This is a genomic window from Anaerococcus nagyae, from assembly GCF_017874535.1.
GTDB lineage: Bacteria > Bacillota > Clostridia > Tissierellales > Peptoniphilaceae > Anaerococcus > Anaerococcus nagyae.
In genome coordinates, this window is the sequence record NZ_JAGGLS010000005.1 from 122,619 (window position 1) to 135,609 (window position 12,991).

General features: G+C 31.5%; 11 protein-coding genes. 1 reads left to right on the forward strand and 10 read right to left on the reverse strand.

From position 1 onward, the window contains the following. Positions 1–322: 322 nt before the first annotated feature. From J2Z39_RS05390 to J2Z39_RS05435, 10 genes are all read right to left on the reverse strand, one after another. A complete protein-coding gene (locus J2Z39_RS05390) occupies positions 323–1,615 on the reverse strand; it encodes an NAD(P)H-dependent oxidoreductase (RefSeq protein WP_209814127.1) in 1,293 nt (430 codons plus the stop codon). After that, positions 1,608–2,816, reverse strand: coding sequence for an aminoacetone oxidase family FAD-binding enzyme (locus J2Z39_RS05395; RefSeq protein WP_209814129.1), 1,209 nt, complete (start codon positions 2,814–2,816; stop codon positions 1,608–1,610). Before J2Z39_RS05395 ends, J2Z39_RS05390 begins: the two co-directional genes overlap by 8 nt. Next, complete coding sequence (locus J2Z39_RS05400) at positions 2,813–4,240, reverse strand: UDP-N-acetylmuramoyl-L-alanyl-D-glutamate--2,6-diaminopimelate ligase (RefSeq protein ID WP_209814131.1); 1,428 nt, start codon at positions 4,238–4,240, stop codon at positions 2,813–2,815. The genes J2Z39_RS05395 and J2Z39_RS05400 overlap by 4 nt, the downstream gene beginning before the upstream one ends. After that, positions 4,237–5,421 (reverse strand): threonine ammonia-lyase, encoded by a 1,185-nt coding sequence (gene ilvA / locus J2Z39_RS05405; RefSeq protein ID WP_117521825.1) that lies wholly within the window; start codon positions 5,419–5,421, stop codon positions 4,237–4,239. Before ilvA ends, J2Z39_RS05400 begins: the two co-directional genes overlap by 4 nt. Positions 5,422–5,634: 213 nt before the next feature. Continuing rightward, a complete protein-coding gene (locus J2Z39_RS05410) occupies positions 5,635–5,865 on the reverse strand; it encodes a glutaredoxin family protein (protein ID WP_117521826.1) in 231 nt (76 codons plus the stop codon). Between the two features lie 268 nt (positions 5,866–6,133). After that, positions 6,134–6,973, reverse strand: a complete 840-nt coding sequence (gene rsmA, locus J2Z39_RS05415; protein WP_117521829.1) for a 16S rRNA (adenine(1518)-N(6)/adenine(1519)-N(6))-dimethyltransferase RsmA — start codon at positions 6,971–6,973, stop codon at positions 6,134–6,136. After that, a complete protein-coding gene (gene rnmV, locus J2Z39_RS05420; protein ID WP_209814133.1) occupies positions 6,970–7,500 on the reverse strand; it encodes a ribonuclease M5 in 531 nt (176 codons plus the stop codon). The genes rsmA and rnmV overlap by 4 nt, the downstream gene beginning before the upstream one ends. Then, positions 7,497–8,258 (reverse strand): TatD family hydrolase, encoded by a 762-nt coding sequence (locus J2Z39_RS05425; RefSeq protein WP_209814135.1) that lies wholly within the window; start codon positions 8,256–8,258, stop codon positions 7,497–7,499. Before J2Z39_RS05425 ends, rnmV begins: the two co-directional genes overlap by 4 nt. Then, entirely contained in the window at positions 8,258–10,210 is a 1,953-nt protein-coding gene (gene metG / locus J2Z39_RS05430) for a methionine--tRNA ligase (protein WP_209814136.1), read from the reverse strand. The genes J2Z39_RS05425 and metG overlap by 1 nt, the downstream gene beginning before the upstream one ends. 684 nt (positions 10,211–10,894) lie before the next feature. After that, complete coding sequence (locus J2Z39_RS05435; RefSeq protein WP_245325704.1) at positions 10,895–11,317, reverse strand: flavodoxin; 423 nt, start codon at positions 11,315–11,317, stop codon at positions 10,895–10,897. Positions 11,318–11,691: 374 nt separating this feature from the next. On the opposite strand from J2Z39_RS05435, the gene tyrS reads away from it, so the two are divergent. Then, complete coding sequence (gene tyrS / locus J2Z39_RS05440) at positions 11,692–12,942, forward strand: tyrosine--tRNA ligase (RefSeq protein WP_209814138.1); 1,251 nt, start codon at positions 11,692–11,694, stop codon at positions 12,940–12,942. The last annotated feature ends 49 nt before the right edge of the window (positions 12,943–12,991 follow it).

Genomic DNA, 12,991 nt, shown 5'->3' on the forward strand with positions numbered 1-12,991 from the left:
TGTATTTCCCACAATTTTATTAAGCAGGCTCCAACCATTTCTAACAGAGCAAAAGGAGTGGAGAAAGCTTAGTAATAATCAATACAAGGATCCCTCCGCTTCGGTCGAGATGGTATGTATTTCCCACAATTTTATTAAGCAGGCTCCAACCATTTCTACCTGAGCAAAAAGGAGTGGAGAAATCTATTGATTTGCTTTGTCTTAAAAATAAAATTATAAATTTAATGCTTTATAAAAAATCCCTCAGAATCATTAAAATATATCTGGAGGGACTTTTCTATTATTAACTTTTTAAAATCAATTATTAAATACTAAAATATTATTACAATTTCATAGAGTTTTGTCTACGTCTAAGTCTTGTTATAGTAGCTCTTTCATCGATTTCTACCATATTCATTTCTATCAATGTATCTTTTGGGATATCACAAGTTGCTACTGTTTTTGGTGTTATTAAACCTATAGGAAGTAAGTCTTCATTCATCGATCTTGTATGGCTTGTAAGTTTACCATATACTTTCTCACTTCCAATACCATCCAAGCTTTCTCCTGCTTTTATATCTCTTTTTGCTATTGTTATAGTATCTGCAACTTGACCTTGGATTGGAGCAATTGTTGGTTCATTTTCTACAACTGCATTATATATTGTAATAGGCGCCTCAAGACTTGTTAAGTGATATGGTCTATACATTAGATAATTTGGACCATCCCCAAATCCTAGAAATTTCATAAGATCTCTTACATCCTCTTTATCACTTGTAGCAATAATAAAAACTCCAGGAGCCATTCCTTTAGAAAATTCTACTATCTTATAATTATCTAAAATTCCACCTTCTCTTTTTAACTTAAAATCTTCAACAGCTGTTTCCGGACTAGTATCTATGCCATGGCAGCCAAATGTATCTGGTAAAAATCCTAAGGCATTACATACAGAGTTAAGCTCGAGCATAGTATTTGTGCCATCTACAAAGCTTGTTAACATTTTTGCAGATAAGTTTTTTCCTTTCGCCTCTTCTTTTAAGGTTTCTGGAGTTGCATACTCATCAAGTTTATTATTTTTACCTTTTGCAGCTACAAGAACATCTAGGCCCATCCCAAAAGCTTGATCGCATAGATCTATAATTGCACCCGGTTCATCTCCTAATATTCCTGTATAAACAACTCCTGCTTTTTTTGCCATATCATGTAAAACAGGTCCTACAGTTGCTTCACACTCTACATTAAATGAAATCATATGTTTGTGATATTGTATTGTTTTGCGAGCTATCACAGCACCAAACGAAGGATTTCCTGTGCAATCTATAACAGCGTTTATTTGTAAAAGCTTATAGCTAAGTCTATAGTTAGTAGACACACACACATAGCCTTTTTCCAATACTTCATATCCCTCGTTATAATCATCAGTGTATATTATTCTTTCTTCTGGAATACCCGCTTTTTTTAAGGCATCTATGGCTTTTTGTGGTGTTCTATCAATTACTAGTTTAACTTCCATAGCGTCAATATTTGATAATTGTGAGATAAGGCTAGCACCCATCTTTCCTGCTCCTATTATTGCAAGTTTAATGGATTCACCATTGTATTTCATTTCATTTAAGTTTCTACTTATTTTAAACATCTAAGCTCCTTATATAATCACTGGCTATCTTGGCAGTTGATGCTGCCCAGCTAATATTGTAGCCTCCACAAGCTCCCGCCACTTCTTGGCATTCTCCTATAAAGAATACATCTGGATAAATAGTAGAAGTCATAGTTTTAGGATCTATATATTTGATATCAACTCCACCAATAGTAACCTGTGCATTTTCTTTATCATGAATTTTTTTAACCGAGAAACTTAAGTTCTTTAGGCTTTTTGTTAAGTTATCAAAATCCTTATCACTTAAATTCCCGCTTATTTTTTTTAAACTAACATTTGATATATTTAGTATATCATCTATTAGTTTCTCATTTATTATACCTATTAATATATCCTTTATAGGTCTGCTTGGAAATTTTTTTGATAACTTGAATAAAAAATTTCTAAAGTCTTTTCTATTATATTCAGGGAAAAAATCTATTCTAATTTCACATTCTCTGTTTTTCATTAAGTGTAAAGACAAATCATTAGAAATATCTAAAATAGCTGTTCCTGTCAAGCCATAATCTTGGAATATAACGTCATCCACCGACTCTTTTACATATTTACCGTCTACAAATAAGCTTGCTCTTGCAGAAACCTTAGTTCCCTTAGCCTTTTTTGAAAGTTTCTCTTTTGTTTCATAGTTAGTTATTGCATAGGTCATTTTTGTAATAGGAATCTCATCTTCTATAAGCTCAAAAATTTTACCATCTGAGCCAGAGTTTTTAAGAGTAATACCTCCTGCAGCTATAACTAACTTATCGTATGAGTAATTATTTGTAGATGTCTTTACTTTTTTTCTCTTAAAATCAATGCCAGTAACTTTTTCATCAAACATAAATTCTATACTTTCTTTAGCTGATAAGTAAAGAATATCTCTTACAGTCTTACTAGACATAGTCTTTGGATAGCATCTTCCTGATGGAAGGTGCGTAGTTGCTATTCCAAGTTCATGAAAGTACTCTATAAGATCCATGTTTGTAAAATAATCTATTACATTTTTTACAAAATCATCATTTGATGAAGTAAAATTATCCACACCATAATTAAGATTAGTGAAATTACAACGACCGTTTCCAGTTGCAAGCAATTTTCTTCCCGCAAATTCATTCTTATCCAAAACTTTGACATCGGATTTTCCCATAAAGTTTGCAAAAAATAAGCCTGCTACTCCTGCACCAATTACTATAATTTTCATTGAGCTGCTATCGCCTCAAGGACAGTTTCATACTCATTATAAGGAGTTTTTTCATTGCCATTTAGTTTTAAAAAATGCTCCTCACCCTTACCTAACATTAGGATATAATCTCCCTTATTAGCTTTACTTATTGCATAAATCATTGCTTCTTTGCGGTCTTTTATAGTTTTGTATTCTCCATCATATTCTTTAATACCAAGGACAATTTCATCTCTAATTTTTTCATAGGTTTCAAACTTCGGATCATCAGTTGTTACTACTGCAAAGACATCATTTTTTGCACAAGCATTACCTATTAGTCTTCTAAATTCAGCATTTCTATCGCCATTTATGCCGAAAACTGCTATAGTTTTTACATCTTTTGGAATAGACTTAAAAATAGCTTCAAAGGCTCTTGGGGTATGAGCAAAATCTATTATTATATTTTTTCCTAAGTCATTTTTTACATACTGAAATCTTGATGGAATACCTTTAAATTCTTTTAATTTGCTAGATATTTCTTCTAAGCTAGCTCCCATAAGATTTAATGTAGCTATGGCTGCAAGTTTATTATAAATTTCATAATCAGCTATAGAATTTATAGTAAAATCTACTCCCTTTAACTTAAAATCAGTAGTAGTTTCATTTTTCTTAATATCAATCGCTCTATAGTCTGCATTTTCATCTAGGCCAAAGCTTATAGCATCTATAAATCTTTCCTTAGCCTTTTTGCCATATGGATCATCTATATTTATAAGTTTATTTTTAGAGTTTTCAAGCAAAATCATCTTTGCATCAAAATAATTATCCATAGTTTTATGATAATCTAAATGCTCTGTAGAAAGATTAGTAAATATCCCATAATCAAAATCAATACCCATAAGACGATTTTGATAAAGTCCATGGCTTGATGCCTCAAGCACCACCCTATCGATTCCGTTTTCTAAGCTCTCGTTAAAAATCTTATTTAATAGGTAGATATCTGGGGTAGTATTTGAATTATCAGTTCTCTTATCCCCTATAAAGGTGCCATCTGTACCAATATTTGTAGCAGAACCATAGATTTCTTTCATAAGATAATATATAGTAGTCGCTGTTGTAGTCTTACCATTAGTTCCAGTAACTCCTATTACCGTCATCTTTTCTGATGGATAGTCTTCTAGTATATTTGATATAACTGATAGAGTCTTTCTGCTGTCACTAACTTTGATATAGTTGATACCATCTTCAAAATCTATATTGTTTTGGTAGACAACGGTTTTTGCTCCATTTTCTATAGCATTAGCTATATATTTATGACCGTCGCTAAGATTTCCAGCTACGGCCACAAATATATCATTTTCTTTTATATTTTTTGAATTATTAGTAATATTTTGTAATTCTATATTATTTTGTTTCTTATATTCTACATACTCAATTTTTTCGAGTAGATTTTCAAAGATCAATGTACAATATATCCTTTCTTAGCCAAAACATCCCAAATTTTCTTAACATGTTCTGGCCCATTAGTTTCAAGGGTGATTTCTACATTAATGTTCTTAAATCTGGATGTTTCTTTTAAACTATCGTGATTTATAGAAATAACATTTGCTTTTGTATAAGCAATATTAGCAAGAAGTTCTTGTAATTTTCCTGGAATATTTGGTACCTCAACATTAACTATGGTTATTCTACCAGTTTCATATAGACCTCGATTTATTAATTGAGATATAAAGCTCATATCTATATTGCCACCACTTATAACTGAAACTACATTTTTATTATAAAAATTAAGTTTTTGAAGTGCAGCAAGACTTAAAGCTCCTGATGGCTCTGCTACTAACTTATGTTTTTCCATAAGATTTATAAAGGCCATTAGAACTTCTTCATCTGTTACAGTTATCCAGTCATCTACATAGTCTTTTGCTATATCATATGTATGTTTACCAACCTCAGCAACTGCTGTACCGTCAGCTATTGTATCTACACCCTCTAACTTAATTATTTTACTACTTTTGATAGATTCTTGCATTGAACGAGCTGAGTATGGCTCTACACCTATCACCTTAATAAGCGGGCTGATTTCCTTGATACATTTTGCAATACCAGCTATAAGTCCACCACCACCTACAGGTACTATTACATAGTCTACGTATTTTAACTCTTCTACTATCTCAAGACCTATAGTTCCTTGACCCTCTATAACGTCAAAATCATCAAACGGTGGTATAAATGTATATCCTTTTTCTTCAGCTAGAGCTATAGCATGGTCTTTACATTCATCAAAACTTTTTCCATATAAATCTACCTTAGCCCCATATTTTAAGGTTCCATCCACCTTTATCATAGGAGTTTGCTCAGGCATACAAATCGTCGCATCTATACCTAGTTTATTAGCAGAATAAGCTACTCCTTGAGCATGGTTTCCTGCACTTGCAGTAATAATTCCAACTTCTTTTGATTTATCATCAAGTTTTGAAAGCTTATTATAAGCTCCTCTAAGCTTGAACGATCCAGTTTTTTGTAAGTTCTCTGGCTTTATGTAAACGTTATTATTGCAGACTCCAGAAAAATAATCTGAATAAAATAAATGAGTAGGGTTGATAACTTCATCAACTCTTAATTTTGCTTCTTTAAAATTTAACATAATATACTTCCTTTCTCATTAAGATTATAACAATATTTTAAAATTTGTAAAAATTTTTTCTCATCATAAATCATTTGATAAAATATAGCTTAATAAAAATAATTTATGAAATTGTTTTTATACTCCTATACTATAGAATATGACGGTATTTCTTAAAACAATCAAGGGCTAAATATAAAAAAGGCATAGAAAAAGAGGGCCAAACCCTCTTTCTTATAAACCTAATTTTGCTTCTATAGCTGGTTTATCAAAACCTACTATATCTTCTCCATCTATATTGATAACTGGAACTCCTCTGTAACCTTTTGATACTAGGTATTCAACAGCATCGGGATTTTCATCTATATTCATTTCTGTAAACTCAATATCATTTTCATTAAAATATTGTTTAGCTGCTTTACAGAAAACACATGTGTTTGATGTGTAAATTTTAATGTCTGCCATTATTATCTCCTTAACTTTTATTCTTACCTACTAATTTATACCCAATTTTTTAGATATTTCAAGAATTAGTAATATTTTACAAGTTAAAGTTCTTCAAATTCCGCCTTAAATTCCTTATTGTTTAAATTTCTTAGATTATTTATCTCATATTTACTATATCCGTCTTTAGAAAGTATGTTGGTATATCTGATTTTTAGTTGATAGACCTAGGCCTAGATTTGTTGTATAGAGTTTTTAAAAAAATATCCCCTTGTTTGGGGATATTGATTTACAGGTTTATTTGATTGGCAAGCTTTATATAATCATCTATAGATAAATTTTCTGCTCTTAAGTTTGCTTTTAGACCTGTCTTTTCAAAGGCCACTTTTAAATCTTCTTTATCTACCACATCTGACATAGAATTTAGAATAGTCTTGCGACGTTTATTAAAGCCTGCCCTCACTAGCTTAAAGAGGGTTTCTTGGTCTACATTTTCATCATATATCCTAAGCTTTAAGTTAAGGATAGTAGAGTCTATCTTAGGCTGTGGCATGAATACAGATTTTGGTAGATTTACTAGAGTTTTAGCCTCTGTGTAAAACTTTATAAAAACTGAAAGGGAGCTATATTCCTTATCCACCTCACTTGCTACCATGCGCTGTCCAACTTCTTTTTGCACCATTATGGTCATATCTTTGCAAGGAATACCTGTTGTTATTAACTTTTCTATGATTGGAGTTGTTATATAGTAAGGAAGGTTTGATACTACTTTAAAGCTTTCTCCATCAAACTCTTCTTCTATTAACTTAACTAAATCTACTTTTAGTATATCTTCATTGATAATCTTTACATTATCAAATTCTTCTAGGTTTTGCTCAAGTATTGGGATAAGGCTTTTGTCTATCTCTATTACTACTACTTTCTTGGCAGTTTTTGCCATTTCATAAGTGATAGTTCCTATACCCGGGCCAATCTCTAATACATTTTGATTTTCTATATCGGCTGACTCTACAATCTTATCTACGAAATTTTTATCTATAAGAAAATTTTGGCCTAGGGACTTTTTAAAAGAAAAATCATAGAAGTCAATTATCTCTTTTACAACCTTTGGTGAATATAGTTTTTTCATAGCTTCTCCACCGCCTTTTCAAACTCTTCCCTGCTGATTCCAAAAGAGTTTAATTTACTTAGCAATTGTTTAGAGTTATAATAACCTATACCTAATATATTGCCAAGTTCTTCACGTTTTTTACTTGCTCCACTTCCTATAGAAAGTCCATTATTTAAAAGATCTGCCATTACAAATTCATTGCGACTTTCTGTTATTTCAGCCTTAGCATTATTTAGTGCATCTATTATAACTTCTGGGTCTGCATTTTCCACACCCAAATCTCCCTTTTTTATAGCTTTCTTACGATCTATGTAGGCGTGCTTAGCTGTTGGAATCTCTCTAGCTATTTTTTCTCGTATCTTCTTTCCAGCATGATCTGGATCTGTAAAAATTATTATTCCTGTACGTTCATTTATTACTTTTAATTTGTCTATTAAATCATTGCCAAAAGCTAAGCCATTGGTTGCTAACATCTCAGCATCTACTGCTCGTTTTACATTAGCAATATCATCTTTTCCTTCTACTACTATTGTTTCTTTAATCATAAATTAAAAAACTCCTTAGTGTTATTGTAAGTGCGTTTGGCAAGTTTATCTATTTTCATATCGCGTAAGTCTGCCACTTTCCTAGCAACTTCTACTACACGTCTTGGATCGTTTCTAAGTCCTCTATATGGTTCTGGGGTTAGATATGGACTATCTGTTTCTATCATAAGTCTATCTATAGGTACATTCCTAGCTGCAATTTGCTCGTTTTCTCCATTGTTAAATGTAACAACTCCACCAATTGATATAAAAAATCCCATATCCATATAGGTCTCCAAAGTCTTTAAATCGTCTGAAAAGCAGTGAATTTGAATTCTAAGATCCGTATAATTCTTTAAGATTTCTATAACATCATCTTTTGAATCTCTAACGTGAATCACTGCTGGTAAAGAAAGCCTTCTTGCTAGTTCTAACTGTTTTATAAATATTTCTTTTTGCTTATCCTTATTATCATCTTTCCAATAATAATCAAGTCCTATTTCACCTATTGCTACTACTTTCTCATCTTCTGATAGCTTCTTTAGTTCTTCTAAATCAGAATCTTCAATATTCTCTATATTTTCTGGATGGATGCCTACCATAGGGTAAATATTATCATATTTTTTTGATAATTCTATCACTTTTTTTGAATCTTCTAAATTTGTAGCTGGATTTATAATAGCTTTTATAGCAAAATTAGACAGGTCATTTAAAATAAATAACCTGTCATTATCAAAAGCCTCATCCGTAAGATGACAATGTGAATCTATTAATTTCATTAACTAACCTTACTTCCTGGTTTCATATCTTTAAGAGTTGTTAACATTGATAATTCATCTTTATAATCTGCTGCAAGCATCATTCCTTCTGATTCTATACCGCGCATTTTTCTTGGAGCTAAGTTTTTAACTACTATTACATTTTTGCCAACTAAATCATCCATATCATACCATTTTTTGATGCCAGAAATTATTGTGCGTGGTCTATCTTCTCCAATATCAACTTTGAAAACATAAAGCTTATCTGCATCCGGATGATCTTCACAGGATAGAACTTTCCCTACAACTAAATCTAGCTTAGCAAAATCTTCATAGCTAATCTCAGCTACTTGATCTTCTTTAATCTCATCATCATCTTTGGTATTTCCCAGTCTTTTTTTAATTAATTCATTGTTTTTATCATGAAGTTTGACTAGTTCTTCTTCAACATCTAATCTATCAAACAAGTTATTACCTTTTGTTACACTAGCACCTTCTTCTATAAGTCCAAACTTTGATGCAGAAGCAAATCCTTTGTTATCTGTTCCAAGCTTAGCTAAGATTTCTTTAGTAGTATTTTTCATAACTGGTTCTATTAACTGAGCTACAATCCTAATAGATTCAGCAAGATTATATAAGACTGTATTTAATCTATCTTTTTTATTTTCATCGCGACCTAAGATCCATGGCTCAGTTTCATCTACATACTTATTAGCTCGACGTATAAAGGTCCATACAGTTTGCAAAGCTTCATTAAATTCAAATGAGTCCATTTGTTCTGTATAATCATTATAAGTTTTAGCAGCCAAATCCTTAAGCTCATCATCAAAATGATCAGTCTTGCTGCCTTTTTTTACAATACCACCATTATACTTATCAATCATAGATGTGGTACGACTTACTAAATTTCCTAGGTCATTTACTAAATCAGAATTATATCTTTCCATATATTTCTTACTTGAAAAATTTCCATCAGATCCAAAGTTAAACTCACGAAGAACAAAATATTTTAGAGCATCCACACCATAAAGTTCTACAAGCGGTTCTGGATACATGATATTTCCCTTAGACTTACTCATCTTATCATTATCAAAAAGAATCCAACCATGAGCAAATACCTTTTCAGGAAGCGGAAGATCTAGAGCCATTAATAGTGCTGGCCAAATTATTGTATGAAATCTTACTATATCTTTTCCAATTAAGTGAACACTTGCCGGCCAATATTTTTCAAACCTTTTAGGATTGTCACCATAACCAATAGCCGTTAAATAACAAGATAGAGCATCTATCCAAACATAAACTACATGTTCATTGTCAAACGGAACATCTACTCCCCAATCAAAAGAATTACGGGTAACAGATAGATCAGAAAGTCCCTTATCTATAAAGTTATTGAGCATTTCCTTTTGCCTAAATTGTGGTTCAAGAAATTCCGGATTGTTTTTAAATAGTTCTTTGAGCCTGTCCTCATATTTTGAAAGACGGAAAAAATATGATTCTTCTTCTTGATATTCTACATCACGACCACAATCTGGGCATTTTCCATCAACTAATTGACTTTCTGTCCAAAAAGTTTCACAAGGTGTACAATAATATCCCTTATATTCACCCTTATAAATATCTCCTTGATCATAAAGTTTTTTAAAGATATTTTTTACATCTTCTTCATGTTGAGCTTCTGTTGACCTAATAAAAGTATCATAGTCAATTTCAAGTTTTTTCCAAAGTTCTTTAGTTTCATCAGCAATAATATCTACAAATTTTTGTGGACTAGTTCCATGAGCTATAGCACTTCTCATAATCTTTTGTCCATGCTCATCTGTACCAGTTACAAGATATGCGTCATACCCATTTAAGTTTTTATATCTTTTTAAAACATCAGCAATAATTGATGTATAAGTGTTTCCAATATGTAGGTTACTATTAGGATAGTATATTGGAGTAGTTATATAATAAGGTTTTTTTTCTGTCATAAGCTATCCTTTCTCTAGAAATCATATAGTTATATCATACTTCAAATATATTAATACTCATAATCAAACTACTAATATAAATTTAATGTGATTTTAATCAAATCAACAGATTAGTATCTAATTATATTATAATAGATAACTTACTTAATCAAAATATTTATACTTTAGAAGATTTAGATTTATGGTTGATGGAAAATTTTTGTTAATAATCACATTAAGTCTTTCTAATATTTTCATATTCAAGATCTATCTTATTTAATTTCTTCTATTTTATAATGGATCTCCGTGTGATATTAATTATTTGAGATACATATAAGTCCAAGAGATTTCTCCGTTACATTACGCTTCGCTTCATTACAGTCGAAATAAAGGGTTGTGTTTACCATCTCGACTAAGTGAATGAAATGAGTGCATGGAGAGATCTCAATTTATTTTAAATTTCATATCTTTATTTACTATAAAGAACCCAAGAGATTCCTCCACTTCATTACACTCTAATTAAAACGGGATAAAGTTCATCACATCGACTAAATGAGTGTAAACGAATACAAAAAATTTGTCATATCTAAAAATCGTGCTAATAAAAGATAGTATCTGTTACTAGCACGATATGATATATATTATTATATTATTTATTTAAACTATCAACAAAAGATTTAAGTTCTTTATCATTAATATCTTTTTTTAAATTTGTCCTTGCTTAAAATGCGCTTCTTTTGCAGAAATCTTTAATCCTTCTGTAGAATCACCCATTTCACTAGAACCTGAAGTTGCAAATGTTATAATACTCTTTCCATCAAGGTCATGCTTTTCCAAAAATGTATTTATAATTGTCGGAGCTACACCCCACCATATTGGATATCCTAGATATATAGTATCATAGCTATCCATATTATCCACTTGATCAGATATTTCTGGTCTATGTGACTTATCATTCATCTCCTTACTAGAGCGACTTTCTTTATCTTTCCAGTTTAAATCATCTGCAGTGTAAGCAACTTTTGGAACAATCTCGTGTAAACTTCCTTCAACTACTTTAGAAAGCTTGCTAGCTACTTGTTTAGTATTACCTGTTGCACTAAAATAAGCTACTAATGCCTTATCCATAATTACCTCCATTATTAGCCTTATATATAAAACAATATTATTATATATTTAATTGTAACACAAATATACCTCAAAATTAATTGCAATCAATAGCTGAAAAGGATTTTTTGATATATTAATATCGATTTACTATGATAAAACAATTGATTGATTTCTAACCAGCATGCTATTGCAAAGATAATTATAAAAGGTACATTATTAATAACTAAATAAAACTTATAATGAAATCCAGTAAGGAACTTTTCCTGAATTACACTTTCATTTTGTTTAACACCGGCCTTGGGTGTGGCAAGGCACAGAGTATAAAAAGAGGTGGTACCGCAGATATCTTGCCCTCTTATGCTCTTTTTTTATACTTAATTTTAGGAGGAATTATGATATATACTTATGATAAAGAGTACAATGATGTTTTTACAGAGCTTGTTGAACGTGGATATTTTGAAGCTGCTACTGATGAAGCTGAGCTTAAAGAAAAGCTTAAAAATGAGAAACTTACTTTCTACTGTGGCTTTGACGCAACTGCTGACTCCCTAACAGTAGGTCATTTAATCCAAATTATGGTTATGATTAGGATGCAAAACTACGGCCATAGACCTATAGCTCTTCTAGGTGGTGGAACCACTATGATAGGTGACCCATCTGGCAGAAGCGATATGCGTATGGTTATGAGCGAAGAAACTATAAAGCACAATGCAGAAAGTTTTTATAAACAATTCCAAAGATTCTTAGAATTTGGAGAAGATGCAGCTATAATTGATAATAATAAGAATTGGTTACTTGACCTAAACTTCGTAGAATTTTTAAGAGATGTAGGAAGCGAATTTTTAGTAAATGAAATGATCAAAAAGGATGCTTACAAAAACCGTATGGCAGCAGGTGGACTAACTTTCTTTGAATTCTCCTATATGTTATTACAATCATATGACTTCTTAGAATTATATCGTCGCCATAATTGCGTGCTTGAAATCGGTGGGTCTGACCAATGGTCAAATATTATAGGTGGTGTAGATCTAGTTCGTAAAAAAGAAGATGCTAAAGCTTATGGTATGACTTTCTCATTACTTACAACTGCTGATGGTATAAAGATGGGCAAATCTCAAAAAGGTGCAGTATGGTTAGACGCAGAAAAAACAAGTCCTTACGAACTTTTCCAATATATGAGAAATGTTGATGATAGAGATGTAGAAAAATTCTTATTACAACTAACCTTCCTACCAACTGAAGAATGTAAAAGACTAGGTGCTGCAAAAGATGCCTCTGAAATAAACCATGCCAAAGAAGTACTCGCCTTTGAAGTTACAAAGCTAATCCATGGTGAAGAAGCTGCCAAAGAAGCACTTGATGCAGCCAAAGCCTTATTTGCTGGTAAAGGTAATGAAGATGCAATGCCAACAACAGAAATATCAAAAGTAGATCTACCAATAGGTTTACTACAACTTATGACAAATGTAGGGCTAACTCAGTCAAATGGTGAAGCAAGAAGACTTGTAAAACAAGGTGGCGTGTCAGTTAATGATGAAAAAATATCTGATGTAAGTTTTGAAATCACTGAGGATTCATTTGAAAATGATAAGATAATAATCAAAAAAGGAAAGAAAAACTTCCATAGAGTACTTTTAGTATAAGTAACTTTGACTATTAAACTGGGGATCTCTCCATGCGCTCATTCCATTC